Here is a 17,402-nt window from a genome sequence, read left to right as displayed (position 1 = left end):
TCAGTTCTTCATCTTCCGCCGCAGCACTTCCAGAAAGCTGATGTTGCTGATCTTCACGATCTGGGTATCCCTGACGGAGCGTCTGATGACAATCCTGTCTCCTGTGGTCATGGTCACATTGGTATCCCCGTCAAAAGATGCCACTGCCCGGGCCATACCCTTCTGCCTGCCCTCACCGATCTCCACGGTGATCTCATCATCCGCCGGGAAGATCACGCTTCTCGTATTCAGGGTATGCGGCGCTACCGGTGTCATGATCAGAATATTCGTCTCCGGGGATACGATAGGCCCTCCTGCGGAGAGGCTGTATCCTGTGGAACCTGTTGCCGTGGAAATGATAATGCCGTCTGCTGTGTAGGAATTCAGAAATTCCCCGTTTACAAAATTATGAAACCGTGTGACGCGAAGAGGTCCTTCTCTTCCGATGACGATATCATTGAGTGCCACGTCCCTGGCCATAAGCTCTCCCTGATGGAATACCCTGCCGCTGAGCATCATGCGTTTTTCAATGGTATATTCATCCAGCATCAGGTGGTTCAGGGCTGACTCAATATTTGAATGGTCAATCTCCGCCAGATATCCCAGGGTTCCCAGGTTAATGCCCAGCAGGGGAATCTGCCGGTCCACCACATCCCTGGCCGCGTGGAGCAGTGTGCCGTCCCCGCCCAGGACAATGACGCACTCCACCCCTTCCGGTATGGCAGACGCGTCCGTGTAATGGTTGTCGGCATCTCTTTCGCAGGATTTCTCTGCCCCGATGGTACACATTTTTCCTTTGCTTTTGAGATAGGCCTCCGCTTTTCTGGAAATTTTCAGTCCTTCGTCTTTTTCACAGTTGGCTATGATAAAAAATTTTTCCATTTGTCTATTTGTCCAGCTCTTTGTGCGCCTCGCTTACCACTGTATGAACATCCAGAGCGGCATCTTCTGCTGGCTCTTCTCCATCTTTTTTCTTTAAGTGCAACAGGTACTCAATATTACCTTCGGGCCCTTTGATTGGTGAAAAGTCCAGGTGCAGGGCGGCAAATCCGATGCTCTTTGCATATGCCATCACTTTTTCAATGACTTCCTCATGTACTCCCGGGTCACGGACCACGCCTTTTTTCCCCACCTTTTCTCTCCCCGCCTCAAACTGGGGCTTGATCAGGCAGACGATCTCGCCGCCTTCCAGCAGCAGCTCCCGCACAGGCAGAAGCACTTTTGTCAGGGAGATAAAGGATACGTCTATGGACGAAAATCCGGCTCTCTCCCCCAAATCCTCCGGCACCACATAGCGGATATTGGTACGCTCCATGCAGACCACACGCGCATCATTTCTGAGCTTCCAGTCAAGCTGTCCGTGCCCCACATCAATGGCATAGACTTTCACAGCTCCGTTCTGCAGCATGCAGTCCGTAAACCCTCCTGTGGAGGAGCCCACATCCATGCACACTTTGCCTTCCAGAGTTACACCGAAGCGCTCCATAGCCTTTTCAAGCTTCAGCCCGCCACGGCTTACATACTTAAGGGTACTGCCCCTTACCTCTATCTTCACGGTATCGGCGAACATAGAGCCCGCCTTATCCTCTTTCTGGTTGTCCACATAGACATTGCCTGACATAATTATAGCCTTAGCCTTCTCCCTGGAAGGCGCAAGCCCCTGTTTAACCAGCATCACATCCAGACGCTCTTTCATCCTTCGTATGCCTCCTTGATTTTCTTGTATACTGACAGAGCATCCATGCCCGCTTCTTTTTTCAGCACTTCCGGATTGCCGTGGGAAATGAATGCGTCCGGAATGGCCACAATCTCCACCCTTACCTCAGGATGGTTCTCATGCATATAGGAGAGCACAGCACTTCCGAAACCTCCGGATTTCACATTCTCCTCCATGGTCACCAGCACTTTATGGGCCTTTGCCAGGCTATCCAGCATCCTGGTATCCAGAGGCTTCACAAACCTGGCATTTACCAGAGTGGGGTCTTTGCCCTCCTCTTTCAGCATATTGTAAACTTCCTCTGCTGTCCTGACCATGCTGCCCACAGGCACCAGCGCAATGTCGCGCCCTTTATAGATCAGCTCACTTTTCCCGTACACCATAGGCTCCCTGTACTCTTCCAGGCCGTCATAGGCTTCCCCGCGGGGATAGCGCACTGCGATAGGGCCGCTGTAGCGCACCGCGAATTTCATCATATCGGAAAGCTCCCATTTGTTTTTCGGAGCCATCACGGTCATGTTGGGAATCATGGACAGATAAGATAAGTCAAAACAGCCCTGATGGGTCTCCCCATCGCTTCCCACAATGCCTGCCCGGTCCACTGCGAATATCACATGCAGATTCTGGAGGCACACATCCTCGATCACCTGGTCCACTGCCCTCTGCAGAAAAGTGGAATAAATCGCCACCACGGGAATCAATCCCCCCAGGGCAAGGCCTGCCGCAAAGGTCACGGCGTGTTCCTCGGCAATGCCCACATCAAAAAAACGTTCCGGGAACATATTGCGGAACCGTTTCAGCCCTGTTCCGTCCGGCATGGCCGCTGTGACTGCTACCACGCGTTCCTCCCTGTCGCCGAATTTCCTCATGACTGTGGAAAAAATATCCGTGTAGTTGGCCTTCCCGCTGTTGGCAAGGGGAATTCCGTGTTCCAGGTCAAATGCCGCTGTGCCGTGGAATCTGGCGGGATGCCGCATGGCAGGCTCGTATCCCCTGCCTTTTTCCGTGAGCACATGGACCAGCACCGGCCCCTCCACTTTCCTGGCCTCATTGAGTACCTGGATCATACGCCCGCAGTCGTGGCCGCTGATGGGTCCCAGATATTTGATGCCCATATCTTCAAAGAACATACCGGGAATGATCAGTTGTTTGATACTGTCCTTTGTCTTGTGTATCCTCTGCACCATGGCAGGGCCGATCCCCGGCACCTTGTTCAGCGTGCGCTTCACCTCTGTCTTGAGCCCTGTGTAGGATTCCGCTGTGCGCAGATTGCTCAGGTACTGGGAGATGCCGCCCACATTCTCGGAAATGGACATTTTATTGTCATTTAAGACAATGATAAAATTCTTTTTTAACTGCGCCGCGTTGTTGAGTGCTTCGTAGGCCAGGCCGCCTGTCAGGGCACCGTCCCCAATCACGGAGACCACCCGGTAATCCTCTTTTTTCAGATCACGCGCGCTGACATAGCCCACCCCTGCGGAAATGGAAGTGGAGCTGTGTCCTGTATCATAAGCGTCACATGAGCTCTCCGACCTTTTGGGGAAACCGCTCAGTCCGCCGAATTTTCTAAGTTCATCAAAGCCTTCCTTCCGCCCGGTCAGGATTTTATGGGTATAGGACTGATGCCCCACATCCCAGATGATCTTATCCTTGGGCAGGTCAAAGACATAGTGCAGAGCCATGGTAAGCTCCACAGCTCCCAGATTGGAAGCCAGATGTCCCCCTGTTCTGCTCAGATGTTCCAGCAGAAATTCCCTGATCTCCTGTGCAAGCTGCGGGAAATTCTCAGGCGGGATCTTCTTGATATCATTTTCTTTTTCTATCTGCTCTAACAGCATTTCTTACTGCACCTCTATTTTCTGCGGGTGCAAAGTGAGATCAGCAATTCTGTGAGAAATTCTTTTTCTCCGGGAAGCTCCTGCAGAAGCCCGATGGCTTCATCTGTCAGAATCCTGACCTTCTCTCCCGCTTTTTCGATTCCTTCCAGGGTCACGTATGTGGTTTTATGGTTTTTCTCGTCGCTGCCCACAGCTTTTCCAAGCTCCTTTGAGCTGCCTGTCACATCCAGTATATCATCCTGGATCTGGAAGGCAATGCCGATACGGCTTGCTGCCTGTTCTATTTTTTCTGTCTCTTCCCCGGATGCCCCTGCCAGCACGGCGCCTATCATCATGGCACACTCGATCAGGGCTGAAGTCTTGTTCTCATAAATGTAATCAAGCATTTCCCTGGAAAGAGGTTTTCCGTCATTTTCCACGTCCACGCCCTGACCGCCCAGCATTCCGTGAATGCCTGTTTTCCTTCCCAGGATCTGAAGGGCCCGGGCGATCTCTGCCTGTCTGCCTTCCCCGCGCGCGCTTTCCATATCAAACGCGGTAAATGCCGTCTCATAGGCATAATTCAGCAAAGCATCCCCTGCCAGTATAGCCGCGGATTCCCCGTAGACCACATGTGTGGTCTTCCTTCCTCTGCGGTACTCGTCATTGTCAAGGGCCGGCAGGTCGTCATGGATCAGGGAATGTGTGTGCACCATCTCCATGGCTGCCATAAACGGTTCCACCAGTTTCTCAGTGCCTCCGAACATGCGGTATGTCTCATACATAAAGACAGGACGCAGTCTCTTTCCGCCTGCCAGCATGCTATAGTTCACCGCCTCAGCCATCTTTTTTGAAAATCCGGACTCCCGGGGCAGGTATTTTCTGATGACCTGTTCCGCCAGTTCCGTCCTCATTTGTAATTCTTCTTTAAAATTCACTTAATTCACCATTCTCATTCATCTTGAGCATCTTTTTTTCCACAGTATCAATTTTATTGCTGCACTGTTTTAAAAGCTCCATGCCCTGCTGGTACATGGTAAAGGAGTCCTCCAGGGAAATCTCCCGGCTCTCCAGCTTTTCCACAATGGTGTCCAGTTCTTTTAAGGATTCCTCGATCGTCTTTTCTTCTGCTTCTTTTTTCGCTGCCAAATGTCACACCTCTCTTAGCGTTTTCCTTCTTTGTCACGTCTGCTTTCGGTTCGATGTCGGGTCTGCCTACTGTCCGGCCTGCTTTCGGTTCACTGTCCGGTCTGCCTACTGTCCCATCTGCTTTCGGTTTACTATCCGGTCTGTTTTCAAATCACTGTCCCATCTGTGCGCTGTCGGAACTGCCGGGACGGTCATTTCTGCTCACAGCCTGCACGCCTGTCACTCGTGACAGTATGCAGCCGTCACTGACCTGGATACGCAGAATATCGTCTGTCTTCACATGCTCTATACTGGTCACCGCATGATGTCTTTCATCTTCCACATAAGAAAATCCCTGATTCAGCTTTTCAAGAGGTGACAGACCCTTCATCCTCTCAATATAGATGTCCAAGCTTCTTCTTGCCATATAGATCTGATTCTTCATGGCAGCCTCCATCTTATCCTCCAAATCCATCAGGTGCTGACGTTTTTCCCGAATCTGATTCTCCGGGCTTAAGAACCTAAGCTTGTTCTGATACAGGCGCAAATGCTGGCGAAGCAGTAAAATTCTGTTCTCCACGCTTCTTGACAGCTTATCCCTGTAATCCTCAAAGGTCTTCAGCAGCATGCGCACATCGCCCACTGCCAGCTCTGCCGCCGCGGAGGGCGTGGGAGCCCGCAGATCTGCTACATAGTCCGCAATGGTGGTATCTGTCTCATGCCCTACGGCTGAGATCACAGGCGTCCTGCAGTTGAAAATGGCACGTGCCACTTCCTCCTCATTAAAGGCCCACAGATCTTCAATGGAGCCTCCGCCTCTTCCCACGATCATCACGTCCACACCATAGTCATCCAGCATCTGAATCCCTTTCACAATGCTCTCCTTCGCACCTTCTCCCTGTACAAGGGCAGGGTAGAGAATGATCTGCACATAGGGATTTCTTCTGCCGGCCACATTCCTGATATCCTGCACGGCAGCCCCGGTTGGAGCTGTGACCACACCCAGGGTGCGGATGTGTTTTGGTATGGGCTGTTTATAATCCTGGGCAAACATTCCCATCTCCTCCAGCTCACGTTTCAGAGCCAGATAACGCTCATACAGAAGGCCGGCCCCTTCCAGGGTGATCTCCTTTGCGTAGAGCTGGTATTTGCCGTCTCTTTCGTATACATTCACACTGCCGCCCACGATCACCTTATCCCCGTTCTTCATCTGGAAGGCCAGGCCTTTTCTGGCTCCTGCAAACATAACGCAGGCCATGGCTCCTGTCTCGTCCTTCAGGGAGAAATAAATATGGCCGGAAGTGTGGTATTTACAATTGGATACTTCCCCTTTTATATAGATTTTATTTAGAAGGAAGTCCTGTGTGAACATATTTTTAATGTAGGTGTTCACCTGGCCTACGGAGTAGACGCTGTTCATGACAGCTCCTTGGCAATCTTTCCTAAAATACCGTTGACAAAGGAAGAGGAATCATCGCCGCCGAATTTCTTCGCCAGCTCCACTGCCTCGTTGATCGCCACCTTCACAGGCACATCCTCATCATATTTCATCTCATAGACCGCAAGACGCAGAATATTCACATCCACCTTGCTCATACGGCTCACTTTCCATCCGGAGGATGCCTGATTCAGGACTTCGTCAATCTCAGCGAGATGTTCCAGAATCTTTCCGTATTTGTCCTGCATATAGACCTCATTCATCGGGGTCAGTTCCTCCAGAGATTCAAAATACATCCGAATCTGCTCCGGCATCTCCTCTGACGGATTAAATTCTCTCAAAAACAGGAGCTTGAAAATGTGCTCCCTCATTTCTCTTCTACCCATGGTTATCCTCCGTTTGTGTTTGTAATCCATTCCATCTTCTATAAAGAAAAGGTGCCCTTTTTGTAAAAGACACCTTTTCATTTTTTCATTTCTAAAATGCTGTGCTTCACTTGTCAGGGTACTCTAACGGCTTTACACCTTATTTGGTCTTTTCCATCTCCACACTGGCAATCCGCACATTCACATCGGAAACATTCAGACCTGTCATATTTTCAATCGCAGATTTTACTCTTTCCTGCACCTTTTTGCTGGTTTCCAGGATATTGAAACCATATTCAATATTCAGGGCCAAATCCACACATACAACGTCCTCAAGCACGTCCACTTTGACGCCCTTGGAAAGGTTCTTCATGCCCAGCTTGCCTACCAGTTCATTGGTGATATTTCCTGCCATGGAGCCGACACCGTCAACTTCTGTAGCAGCCAGTCCGGCGATGATGGCAACCACTTCATCAGCAATCTGCACTTCACCAAGCGAACCGTTATCATGTATCTTATACGTATTTCTGTCTTCCGCCATAGTTTCAACCTCCTATAGGAAAATCTCCTGGTTGTTATTATACCAAATTCCTATAGAAAATAAAAGAGAAATTTTTTTGTGGCAGGGTGGAGGGCGGACGGAAGGGGAACGAAGCTGGCTGCCAGAAGACCACAACAGCCTCCCCCGCCAGCCCGTCCCCCCTGCCAACCACCTATCGTCTAAATATCCCGTGCCAAACGATAAGCCGCCCGTGCCGCCTCCAACACTCTTCCGCCTGCGAAACTGTCTCCGATGTTGTAAAGCTCTTTGGCTGCATGCATCCGAAGCCCTTCCAGATACAGACTCTCATCCGGTCTGCCTCCCATGGCAAATACCACCAGATCGGCGGGAAGCTCCTGTACCTCTGTCTCCGGGCCGATTTTTTTAGCCAGGGGATTGGCAATGTTTTCAGGAAGCTGTGGCTGCCAGGTATTGTAGGGGTCCGGAACCCCTTTTGAGATGTTCTTTTCTATCTGTACACTGTTCTTAGTAAATCCCGTGACTTTTGCACAGTTTAACAGCTTCACTCCCGCCTTCTCCATGTAATGGATCAGATGGTAACGGTTCGCTGTGCAGGCGCCGCTCATAATGTAGGGGAGCATCTCCACAACGGTCACGTCGCAGCCCTTTTCGTATTTAAGCCAGTATGCCGTCTCACATCCCACAACGCCGCCGCCGATGACCACGGTTCTTCTGGCATCTCCCAGTTTCTCGGGTTCGCAGAGAAGGTCTGTGGCCTGCACCCAGTCTGCCTGGTCCACGCCGGGGATTCTGGGGACTACGCTGGTGGTTCCGATGTTGTAGACAATGGCGTCAAAGTTCTGTTCTTTCAGCCACTGTGTGTCTGCCTCCACACCGGTCTGCAGGATAATGCCGCCTTTTTCCTCTGCCAGCCGTACTTCCCTTATGAGGTAATCCAGATAGTTTTTAAAATCAAATTTTATCTTCGGTCTGCTGCCGGGAACCACCTTGCCGCCAAGCACCTTTTCCCGCTCGATCAGGGTTACCTCATGGCCGCGGGCAGATGCGGTCAGGGCAAACTGCATGCCTGATGGGCCGGCTCCCACAACTGCGATCTTCTTTTTGTTCTCCGCTTTTGGCAGAGTCTCCGGTATCACGTCCTCAAAGCCGGTTCTCGGGTTTACTGCGCACTGGGGATGGCCGCCCTCCACAAACTCGTTGATGCAGCCCTCCTGGCATCCGATGCAGGGACGGATCCGGTCCACCTCCCCGGCATATGCCTTTTTGCACCAGTCCGGGTCAGCAAGAAGGGGACGCCCCAGCATGACAAGGTCGCACATGCCGTCTCTTAAAGCCTTTTCCGCCAAATCCGGGTATCCCAGTTTCCCCACTGCCACGATCGGTACCTCCAGACCGGCATTGGATTTCACTTCCCTGGTCTTGAAATATTTCTTTGCGATCCTGGAAATTTCCAAAAAACAGCCTGCCGGCATACCTGCCGGGGGATGGGGCAGCCACCAGTTGTCATAGCAGCCCAGATCCACGTCAAACATATCCACGCCGGCTTTTATCAGATTTTCCATGTAGCGCAGGGTATCGTAGATGGTTCTTCCGTTTCCGAATTTCTTCAGGGATTTTACGCTCTCCATCCGCTCCTTGTACGTCTCATTGAGAGCCAGGGACAGATCGATCCTGTACATGATAGGATAAGCGTCTCCCACTCGTTTTCTGATTTCCCTTACCAGGTCCAGGCCGAAGTTCTGCCAGTAAGCATATCTCCCTGCTTTTCTCCTGTTGAACGCAGGGTTTGTGAGCTGATCCAGCAGATAACCCTCATGGCCGTGGAGGTAAACGCCGTCAAGTCCCGCTGTCTTGGCGTCGGAGGCGGCCTGGCCGCCGTTTTTAATGATTTTATGGAGAGCCAGGTCTGTCAGCGGCAGACAGGGAAGCTCCGGAATGTAGAAATTAGGGTTCAGAGAGGCGGAACAGGGCAGCTTCATCTCATTGATGACACACTGGGGCGGTCCTACCCTTCCGAGCCCCGGGGTGAGCTGGATAAAAATGCGGCTCCCGTATGCATGTACTCCCTGAGCCAGATCTCTCCACCCGGAGAAAACCGTCCGGCTTCTGTCGATCCTGGGGAAAAAGCTCAGCTTCCCGGGCTCGGTAACGGTATTGTCAATCCCGTGGCTGATGGGGATCAGGCCGGTTGTAAGAAGGCCGGTCCCTCCTTTTGCCCTGGCAAAAAAATACTGGAGCATCTTGTCATTTGGCCGTCCGTTCTCCTCACACATGTTCAGATTGCCCATGGGGGCCATGACCACCCTGTTTTTCAATGTCATGCGGTTGACCCGTATAGGTGAAAAGATCGCGTCGTAGGGGTAAAGCTTACTGCTCATGACAGCAGAGTGTCCGGGACAGTTTTCCTTCTCCTCCTGTACCCAGCTTCCGTAGCTGTCTACCAGCTTCTGAACGATTTTATCAGTTTTCAAACATGTCACCTCTTTCTGTTCTGGAAATGCAGTTTCCGAAGCCCTTCCACCTCATCGCAGATTTCCTTTAATCCGCAGGTGCTGCACTCTTTGTCTGCTTTTTCCATGATTTTATTCAGTGCTTTTGTTATCATTTTATTCTTCTCTGCCAGCCGCTTAAGCGACAAAATATCTGCTGACTCCTCGGTTATGAACAGTACCTGCACAGCTTTTACACCGGGGTATTCCAGATATTTATTTATATACAGACTGCCTACCCGGGCAAAGGACAGCCCTTCCTTAACGGCTTTTTTTCCTACTCTGACCTGTTCCCGCTCCTCCATAGAGGAGGCTCTTACCATAAATCCTTCGGGGTAGACACTGTATTTGATCAGGTCAATGTCCTTACAGATGTGATACGCCCTGTCGTCCTCCCCAATCTCCTCCGTCTCCGCAAATGTGATTCTGGCATAGGAAAGAGGCCCCCTGATCTGCCCAAGATCCGGCCCGTACAGCAGGGTTTTGCTTTCCCCCACTATGCCCGGCGTGGAGGAAACACAGGTATACGCTGCGCTCTTTTTCTCTCTGCCGCCAAGCTCAAAGGCCGTCTCTTTTAGAAGCAGCACCTGGCTGTCCTTCCGGGCGGGTGCGCAGTCCTGTGCATTATAGGGAAAACAGGCGGCAGGGATCTGCTGCAGCAGAGAACGGGTATCCCGGATGATCTGATCCTGTATATCCATTACAGTTTTCTCTCCCTGTCCATATCGTCGTAATGTTTGCCAAGCAGCTTATAGACAAAGCCGATCAGCTTCACATCCAGGTTAAAGATATATATGATGAAAAGCAGGACGGCTGCGATTCCGCTTACTGCCAGTATCTTTTTCAGGATGCATCCGTGCTTTTTGATACAGCATGTCTTTACACAGCATTCTTTCTTCATAGGGATTCCTCCTTTATCTTCTGCCCTTCTGGCGGGCATATTCCGCTGCGCCCAGGGCGCCCATAAGCTGCGGGTCCACATCCAGATCGATCACTTTTACCTTCAGAACATGCTCAATGGCCTTTTTCAGTCCTGCATTCTTGGCGCAGCCTCCGGTCAGGGTGATCCTGTCCGTGACACCGGCTTTCTTTGCCATGACAAAACAGCGTTTTGCCACTGCCAGCTCAATGCCGGCTGCGATCTCGTCCCTTGCCTTTCCCTCGCCTACCAGTGTGATCACTTCACTCTCCGCAAATACGGTGCACTGGGCAGTGATGGGAATGACATTTTTCGCGCTCAGAGACAGATTTGAAAAATCCTCCAGGGACATTTCAAAGGCATTTGCCATGGTCTCGAAAAAGCGTCCCGTTCCGGCGGCACACTTGTCATTCATGGCAAAGTTCTTGACGGTGCCGTCTGTGTCTATGGCAATTCCCTTCACATCCTGTCCGCCGATATCAATGATGGCGCGCACTTCCGGATTCGTCACATGGACACCCATGGCATGGCAGCTTATCTCCGAGATATTTTCGTCCGCAAAGGGTACCTTGTTTCTTCCGTAGCCGGTGCCGATGAGATAAGCCAGGTCCTCCGGGCTTTTTAACTCCTCCACCTGTTTTACGGTTTCATCCATGGCGATCACGGAGCTTTCCGATGGATTGATCTTACTTTTTATTGTTGTGTGGGCAGCTATATTTCCCTCCTCATCCAGTATCACGCATTTGGTATAGGTGGAGCCCACGTCACAACCCCCATAATATTTTTTCATTGCCTGCAACCTCCTTTTCCCGGATATCTACCATTCTTTCTCATCGTCAAAATCTTCCAAAGACGGGTCCACGGGTTCCTCATGCATGACTGTGCGCATGTAGCGGTTCACGGACTCTCTCATATGGCGCCTGGAGACCGTTCTGGGGTCCATCAGATCGTGTTCCACCCAGATAAAACGGATTCCCCGCTCCCTTGCCTGATCGTCAAACAGTCCCTGAAGCCCTGCCATGGTCTTGCAGGAAATGTGGCTGTACATGATAACCATATCCGCATGGAATTCCTCACAGACCTTCCAGAGTTCATCCAGCACATTGGCATAGCCGCCGTTGGTGTGTTTTCTCATGGCCATTCGCTCATAGGTCCATGCAATATCCTTTAAAGATTCCTCTTTGTCCTCCGTATTGATGAATTTCATGGACATCATGCTCTCCATATCAATGAGCACATCAATCCCCCAGCACTGTTCTGCCCAATTTCCGAAGTTGGCGTAATAGTGGGCCGGACAGGACCATACCACAGCCCGGTGCCGCATCTCTTTTGCACAGGGGTTCTTCTCCCTGTAGGCCTTCATCATGATCTTGTTCACTCTCTCATCTGTCTTCAAAAATCTGGGATCCCGGCCTGCGTCTGCCATATAGCTCAGCTCCCGGTAGATAGCCAGGATGGAGCCTGTGATCTGCGGATACGCGGTCTGGTTTACATCCCATTTCTCCTGCTCATACTCTGTCTCCTTATTGTATCTTTCCATGGCTTCAAAATAAGCGTCCCAGTCAAATGTCTCCCCTGTATTCTCCTCGATAAAGCGGATCATACCCTTGATCTCCTCCACCGCATAGTCCACGGCCTGCTCATCCAGATAGCGCACCGGAAGAGTCAGCGGATAGGTGGGGAGCTTAAAATATCTGTCCTGGAATATATTTGTCATAACGCTTCCGTCGCAGGGCATGCTGCTGGTTATATAGCATTTTCCGAATATGGGATAATCCCCGGCGATGCCGCATCCTGCCTCCGCGGAGGGAAGGGGACATACGTCTGCCGGAAGCCCGTAGTTTTCCGTCTCATCCAGATAATGTACCTGCATCTGCTGATCCAGAAGGGAAGTGATGTACACAGGGGCCATCTGGGACGGCATGCCTATGAGGTTCGGAAAACCTGCCATGATATGTATGGGCATCATCTCGTCAAAAAGTACGATTTTATCGCTTAAGGCATTGGGTCCGTTCAGGTTCTCATCTGCCTTGAAGGTGTTTTCCAGAAGGCGGGTACAGAACCGCACGATCATCCTCATATGCTCCCTGGCAATACGGAGCTGCGGCCCGCGCAGTCCTGTGAGCTGGGCGTCAATGAACATGGGGGTCTGCAGATAGGAACTGAACCATCTGTATTTCCACAGTCCCTTTACGGAACCCACAGGATTTTTCATGATCATAAGGCTCATATCTCCCCACACCTGCAGCCATTTTGCAAAGTCGTAGGCTGTGTCCTTTACACCTCTCCACTCTCTGAAGGCGGTTGTCAGCTCACCGGTGTGGACATCTCCCTTGTGATGGTCCATGTCTTTCCAGGCATGAAAGGCTCTGGAGACTGTTTTTTTCTCCTTTTTCAGAATCTCACTGCCCTGTGTTTTCAGTTCTTTTCCCTTTTCCAGCAGTTCTTCTATTTTTTTATCCATGGAGGGCGCCTCCTCTCTGGTTCTGGATCTTCTTAATTTCCATCCGTTCCACAAAAGCCTGGATCCTGGTACGCATCTGCCCGGAGGAGCCGACCCTGTAAGGTCTGTCCACGGACAGTACCGGAAGTTCGTATTCCTCCTGCATGATATGACTGACTAAGGCTCTTTCATATCCCCAGTAGTCACAGAATTTTAACTGCTCATATATAATGCCGTCCGCATGGTAATCCTCATAGAGTTTTCTCACAAAATCACGTCTTGCCTGGATCTTCTCGTGGCTCATATAACGGGCACACTGGCTGTCCTCCATATATCTGCGGCATACTGCCTTCAGTGCGTCCTCCTCTTCTCCAATGTGTATCTCCTGTCTTCCCGGAAAGGAGCCAAAGCAGAAACGGTCTGCTACCACAAGGGCACCGGCCTCCTCCACCAGCTTCGTAAAATCAGGGTCATCGATCTCACTGCCCGCAATGACCACCCTGGCCCGGTAATTCTTTTTTTCATCCGGTTCTCTGTTTCTAATCTCCTCCAGCGTCTCCTGCAGCCTGTCCAGGATCAGATATTTCGGACAGACATAGGTGACCAGGTTCAGAATATGGAATTCGTAGCCTGTAATGCGGGGATTCTCTTCCTTGCGGTATTCCCCGATCTCTGTGATGATACGGCAGATTTTATTGTGCTCCTCCACGGCCTTTCTGATGGCATCATCCGAAGTGTCCACCCCGTAGTTTTCCTCAAGTTTTTTAAAGACCTTTGTCCGAATCTGTTCTGCCTGGTGCTCCACCCCATGTTCCGTCACCTTATAGGGCACATCCACATGGGACATGAAAAATTTGTCTCCCGGTATCAGCTTCTGCACCAGGATATTTTCCATGGAACGGTTCATCTGGGCACAGGCATCAACCGCTGCTATACCGTCCAGGAAATTGTAGCCGCCCTCCACTGCCCGCTCCAAAAGGGCGCGGCAATACTCACAGGTATAGTTTGACATGTAATATGTGGCAATCTCCAGGGAACCTGTCCTGGGCGCCCTCATCCTGAGAGAAAAACAGTTGTCCACATTGAGCAGAACCTCCGGCATATGGAAACAGGTATATCCAATCGCCAGTTTTCCCTCCTTTTTTGCCTGCTGTACCAGTTCATTGTTAGCCTCCTGAAGCAGGTTTTCAAAGTAAAACAAGTGCTTTAAATCTTTCACCCGGTTCACACCTCCTTATACAATATGCAGTTTTTCCAGTGCCTCTCCCACGCCTGCTGCCAGCAGGGAACTGTCAGGCAGGTCTAAAATGTTCTCCCCCTTCAGATCAAACTCTGTCAGACTGCTGTCCTGTCCGATGGACCCGAGAAAAGGAATCTTCTCAAAATCCAGAAACCTCAGCATTTCCGTATCCGGCAGACGGTTCACAAGCGCACCGCAGGCTTCATACATGACCAGCTCATCCGCCACTTTTTTTATGGTTTTGATGACCTGCAGCCCTTTCTGGCTGGGATCTGTGATGAGAATCAAATGGGTCACGCGCTCCATAACACGGCGGTTGATCTGTTCAATCCCGGCCTCACCGTCAATCACCACATAGTCAAACTGCTCTGCCATCATGGTGATGACTTCCTTCAGATATGCGTTTACCGCACAGTAACATCCTGCAGCCTCCGGGCGTCCGATCGCCAGAAACGCAAATCCCTCCTGCTCTTTCAGAGCATCAAACATTAAATTTCTGGCCTCCCCCAGGCACTCCACCGCTTCCTTTTTCTGACCTTTTTGAACATTTTCAACAATTGCCTTCCGTATGTCATCCATGGTGCTCTCCACAGTAACCCCAAGTGCTGTGGCAAGCCCTACAGCCGGGTCCGCGTCGATGGCCAGGATCCTGGCATCCGGATATTTCCGTGTCAGGATACGAACGATCATGGCGGAAACCGATGTCTTTCCCACACCTCCTTTACCTGCAACGGCAATGATTTTTGCTTCTCTCATACGCCTATCCACCTCCTGTGTTCACGCTGCACTGTTACCTTTATTATAGAGATTCGACCGATTATAGTCAATGCAATTTGTTTATTTTTATTATATTTTTCTGTAAATTATATCTATATTACTTTGTATTTCAAAATATTATTTGTATCTCCGGAACAAGAATGTATTTTCATGCAATTCATCCGATAAATATCCATAATTTTTCGTAAAATACAAAAGGCAAAGCTATTTGACAGCTTTGCCTTTGCAATCATTACTTATTTTGTTAAAATGGATCTTCGGCTCACTCACGGCTCCATAACAAAATGGAACGCTCTTTCAGCCACTGTTTCCATACCTGAAAATCCGGCATGAGCTGTTCCACCAGTCTGATGGTCAGAAAAGGATAATTTTTCACACGGGCCAGTGTGAGGATGACCACATAGTCCAGCACCTCCTCCGGTGCAAGGATCAGTCTCCAGTTAAAAAAGAGCCTGCCGTCCTTTGTGCATTTTCCCCATTGACCATATTTTTCCATAACCTGGATCTGCTCATAAGAAACTCCCATAAGTGACGCATAGTAATCTGCTTTCACAGCGAAGATTTCCAGTGCAGAATCAAGGTACTGGGCCTTTTCTTCCTTCTGATATGGCTGGGCATTGATATACCAGGCATCGGTTTTCCCGGCCTCTGCCTTTTTATGTATCCATTCTTTTTTCATTCGTACAAACTGTTTGATTTTTCGCTTAGGATAATGCTTTGGCGCCCGGACTACCACATTCCCTTCCGGTGTGATCTGGATTCCCACTGTAGTCCTGCTGCCGTAAATTATTTGGTATTCCATTTTATTACCCCCGTTGCTGTGCACTCCCCTCTCTGTTTGACGAAACTTTCTGCCGCTTTTTTATTATACTGTATTTTTCCTCCTTTGAAAACAGGCAATTAAAAAAGAGCCCTGTCGGACTCTTTTTCTCAGTTTCTGCTAAATTCCGCAAGCTCCAGGCCTTCGTTCCTGTCCAGCGTCATGCCCACACTCCAGGCATTGACAAACAGAAGCAGCGGATTTCCTCTCATATCTTTTACTTTCTTCATATCTGAGGTTCCTGTCAGCTTTTCAATATCCACGGATTCCTTGTTGGCAATCCAGCGGATATGTTCGTACGGCAGGTTCTCCAGACGGATTTCCACATTATACTCATTTTCCAGTCTGTATTTCAGCACGTCAAACTGCAGGACACCTACTACGCCTACAATGATCTCCTCCATGCCGCCCATAAATTCCTGGAAGATCTGGATCGCACCTTCCTGGGCAATCTGGTTGACACCTTTGACAAACTGTTTTCTCTTCATGCTGTCCATGAGACGAACCCTTGCAAAATGCTCCGGCGCGAAGGTTGGGATACCTTCATAGGCGTATTTTTTTCCCGGTGAACACACTGTGTCGCCGATGGAGAAAATGCCCGGGTCAAAGACACCGATAATGTCACCTGCATAGGCCTCCTCCACCACATGACGATCTGAAGCCATCATCTGCTGAGGCTGGGAAAGACGCATCTTTTTATTTCCCTGGACATGGTACACTTCCTGGGAAGCGTCGAATTTTCCGGAACAGATACGCATAAACGCGATTCGGTCTCTGTGGTTCTTATTCATATTTGCCTGAATCTTAAATACAAAAGCAGAGAATTCTTCCTTCATAGGGTCAATGACTCCGATATCCGCAGTTCTTGGCAGCGGTGAGGATGTCATTTTCAGGAAATGCTCAAGGAATGTCTCTACACCAAAGTTGGTGAGGGCGGAGCCGAAAAATACGGGAGACAGTTTTCCCTGGTTGACCAGATCCTGGTCAAATTCCGCACTGGCACCATCCAGCAGTTCGATCTCTTCCAGAAGCTGTTCCTTCTGTTCTGCATCCAGCACCTGATCAAGGCGCGGTTCGTCAATGCCGATCTCTTCCTCAATCCCCTCTTTTGTACCTTTCATGGTATCGGAGAAGGTGAGTACCTTCCCGGTATCTCTGTCATACACACCTCTGAACTTCTTGCCGGAACCAATGGGCCAGTTGATGGGGCAGGTGGGAATTCCCAGCTCCTTCTCAATGTCGTCCAGCAGATCAAAGGTATCGTTTGCATCCCTATCCAGCTTGTTGATAAAGGTAAAAATAGGGATATGACGCATGGCACAGACTTTGAACAGCTTTCTGGTCTGTGCCTCCACACCTTTTGAGGCGTCAATGACCATGACCGCAGAATCTGCTGCCATCAGGGTACGATATGTGTCCTCCGAGAAATCCTGATGTCCCGGAGTATCCAATATGTTAATGCAATAACCATCATAGTTAAACTGCAGCACAGAGGAAGTAACGGAAATACCTCTCTCTTTTTCAATTTCCATCCAGTCAGAAACCGCATGGCGTGAGGTTGCCTTGCCCTTCACACTTCCTGCCAGATTGATGGCTCCTCCGTAGAGAAGGAACTTTTCCGTCAGTGTGGTCTTACCGGCATCGGGATGGGATATGATCGCAAATGTACGTCTTTTCGTAATTTCTTTCGTATAGTCAGCCACTTGAGGGACCTCCTTATTCTTTTAACACGCTTAAAACATTTTAG

17 protein-coding genes are annotated in these 17,402 nt (G+C 50.1%); all 17 read right to left on the bottom strand.

Features of this window, described 5'->3' with window-relative positions:
* Complete coding sequence (locus LC508_RS00855; protein ID WP_033141188.1) at positions 1–861, bottom strand: NAD(+)/NADH kinase; 861 nt, start codon at positions 859–861, stop codon at positions 1–3.
* Between the two features lie 4 nt (positions 862–865).
* Positions 866–1,675 carry a TlyA family RNA methyltransferase gene (locus tag LC508_RS00850; protein ID WP_054352340.1) on the bottom strand — a complete coding sequence of 270 codons (810 nt, stop codon included), beginning with the start codon at positions 1,673–1,675 and terminating at the stop codon, positions 866–868.
* The gene (gene dxs, locus LC508_RS00845) at positions 1,672–3,534 is read right to left on the bottom strand and encodes a 1-deoxy-D-xylulose-5-phosphate synthase (protein ID WP_033141190.1); all 1,863 of its coding nucleotides are present in this window, start codon (positions 3,532–3,534) and stop codon (positions 1,672–1,674) included. The genes LC508_RS00850 and dxs overlap by 4 nt, the downstream gene beginning before the upstream one ends.
* Before the next feature lie 14 nt (positions 3,535–3,548).
* Entirely contained in the window at positions 3,549–4,451 is a 903-nt protein-coding gene (locus tag LC508_RS00840) for a polyprenyl synthetase family protein (RefSeq protein WP_103732525.1), read from the bottom strand.
* On the bottom strand, positions 4,441–4,662 hold the full coding sequence (gene xseB / locus LC508_RS00835; RefSeq protein WP_018596512.1) for an exodeoxyribonuclease VII small subunit: 222 nt from the start codon (positions 4,660–4,662) through the stop codon (positions 4,441–4,443). The genes LC508_RS00840 and xseB overlap by 11 nt, the downstream gene beginning before the upstream one ends.
* A 151-nt stretch (positions 4,663–4,813) precedes the next feature.
* Complete coding sequence (xseA, locus tag LC508_RS00830; RefSeq protein ID WP_103732524.1) at positions 4,814–6,061, bottom strand: exodeoxyribonuclease VII large subunit; 1,248 nt, start codon at positions 6,059–6,061, stop codon at positions 4,814–4,816.
* On the bottom strand, positions 6,058–6,465 hold the full coding sequence (gene nusB, locus LC508_RS00825; RefSeq protein ID WP_033141193.1) for a transcription antitermination factor NusB: 408 nt from the start codon (positions 6,463–6,465) through the stop codon (positions 6,058–6,060). The genes xseA and nusB overlap by 4 nt, the downstream gene beginning before the upstream one ends.
* 139 nt (positions 6,466–6,604) lie before the next feature.
* Positions 6,605–6,985 (bottom strand): Asp23/Gls24 family envelope stress response protein, encoded by a 381-nt coding sequence (locus LC508_RS00820; protein WP_018596515.1) that lies wholly within the window; start codon positions 6,983–6,985, stop codon positions 6,605–6,607.
* A gap of 179 nt (positions 6,986–7,164) precedes the next feature.
* On the bottom strand, positions 7,165–9,447 hold the full coding sequence (locus LC508_RS00815) for an oxidoreductase (protein WP_225305289.1): 2,283 nt from the start codon (positions 9,445–9,447) through the stop codon (positions 7,165–7,167).
* A complete protein-coding gene (locus LC508_RS00810) occupies positions 9,444–10,157 on the bottom strand; it encodes a hypothetical protein (protein WP_103732580.1) in 714 nt (237 codons plus the stop codon). The genes LC508_RS00815 and LC508_RS00810 overlap by 4 nt, the downstream gene beginning before the upstream one ends.
* Positions 10,157–10,357, bottom strand: coding sequence for a hypothetical protein (locus LC508_RS00805; protein WP_033141196.1), 201 nt, complete (start codon positions 10,355–10,357; stop codon positions 10,157–10,159). Before LC508_RS00805 ends, LC508_RS00810 begins: the two co-directional genes overlap by 1 nt.
* A 13-nt stretch (positions 10,358–10,370) precedes the next feature.
* On the bottom strand, positions 10,371–11,165 hold the full coding sequence (locus LC508_RS00800; RefSeq protein ID WP_103732581.1) for an acyl-CoA dehydratase activase: 795 nt from the start codon (positions 11,163–11,165) through the stop codon (positions 10,371–10,373).
* A 27-nt stretch (positions 11,166–11,192) separates the two neighbouring features.
* Positions 11,193–12,839, bottom strand: coding sequence for a 2-hydroxyacyl-CoA dehydratase family protein (locus LC508_RS00795; RefSeq protein ID WP_052099418.1), 1,647 nt, complete (start codon positions 12,837–12,839; stop codon positions 11,193–11,195).
* Entirely contained in the window at positions 12,832–14,037 is a 1,206-nt protein-coding gene (locus LC508_RS00790; protein ID WP_103732582.1) for a 2-hydroxyacyl-CoA dehydratase family protein, read from the bottom strand. The genes LC508_RS00795 and LC508_RS00790 overlap by 8 nt, the downstream gene beginning before the upstream one ends.
* A 15-nt stretch (positions 14,038–14,052) precedes the next feature.
* The gene (locus tag LC508_RS00785; RefSeq protein WP_054352336.1) at positions 14,053–14,814 is read right to left on the bottom strand and encodes an ATP-binding protein; all 762 of its coding nucleotides are present in this window, start codon (positions 14,812–14,814) and stop codon (positions 14,053–14,055) included.
* Positions 14,815–15,097: 283 nt separating this feature from the next.
* The gene (locus LC508_RS00780; protein WP_033141200.1) at positions 15,098–15,637 is read right to left on the bottom strand and encodes a M48 family metallopeptidase; all 540 of its coding nucleotides are present in this window, start codon (positions 15,635–15,637) and stop codon (positions 15,098–15,100) included.
* Between the two features lie 128 nt (positions 15,638–15,765).
* Positions 15,766–17,358, bottom strand: coding sequence for a peptide chain release factor 3 (locus tag LC508_RS00775; RefSeq protein WP_033141201.1), 1,593 nt, complete (start codon positions 17,356–17,358; stop codon positions 15,766–15,768).
* Between the last annotated feature and the right edge of the window lie 44 nt (positions 17,359–17,402).

Source organism: Blautia parvula (assembly GCF_020215665.1).
Taxonomy (GTDB): Bacteria; Bacillota; Clostridia; order Lachnospirales; family Lachnospiraceae; genus Blautia; species Blautia celeris.
This window is presented reverse-complemented; position numbering and strand designations above follow the sequence as displayed.

Coding starts and splice junctions, on each gene's coding strand:
- LC508_RS00855 (WP_033141188.1), bottom strand. CDS start 861: ATGGAAAAATTTTTTATCATAGCCAACTGTGAAAAAGACGAAGGACTG.
- LC508_RS00850 (WP_054352340.1), bottom strand. CDS start 1,675: ATGAAAGAGCGTCTGGATGTGATGCTGGTTAAACAGGGGCTTGCGCCT.
- dxs (WP_033141190.1), bottom strand. CDS start 3,534: ATGCTGTTAGAGCAGATAGAAAAAGAAAATGATATCAAGAAGATCCCG.
- xseA (WP_103732524.1), bottom strand. CDS start 6,061: ATGAACAGCGTCTACTCCGTAGGCCAGGTGAACACCTACATTAAAAAT.
- nusB (WP_033141193.1), bottom strand. CDS start 6,465: ATGGGTAGAAGAGAAATGAGGGAGCACATTTTCAAGCTCCTGTTTTTG.
- LC508_RS00820 (WP_018596515.1), bottom strand. CDS start 6,985: ATGGCGGAAGACAGAAATACGTATAAGATACATGATAACGGTTCGCTT.
- LC508_RS00810 (WP_103732580.1), bottom strand. CDS start 10,157: ATGGATATACAGGATCAGATCATCCGGGATACCCGTTCTCTGCTGCAG.
- LC508_RS00805 (WP_033141196.1), bottom strand. CDS start 10,357: ATGAAGAAAGAATGCTGTGTAAAGACATGCTGTATCAAAAAGCACGGA.
- LC508_RS00800 (WP_103732581.1), bottom strand. CDS start 11,165: ATGAAAAAATATTATGGGGGTTGTGACGTGGGCTCCACCTATACCAAA.
- LC508_RS00795 (WP_052099418.1), bottom strand. CDS start 12,839: ATGGATAAAAAAATAGAAGAACTGCTGGAAAAGGGAAAAGAACTGAAA.
- LC508_RS00785 (WP_054352336.1), bottom strand. CDS start 14,814: ATGAGAGAAGCAAAAATCATTGCCGTTGCAGGTAAAGGAGGTGTGGGA.
- LC508_RS00780 (WP_033141200.1), bottom strand. CDS start 15,637: ATGGAATACCAAATAATTTACGGCAGCAGGACTACAGTGGGAATCCAG.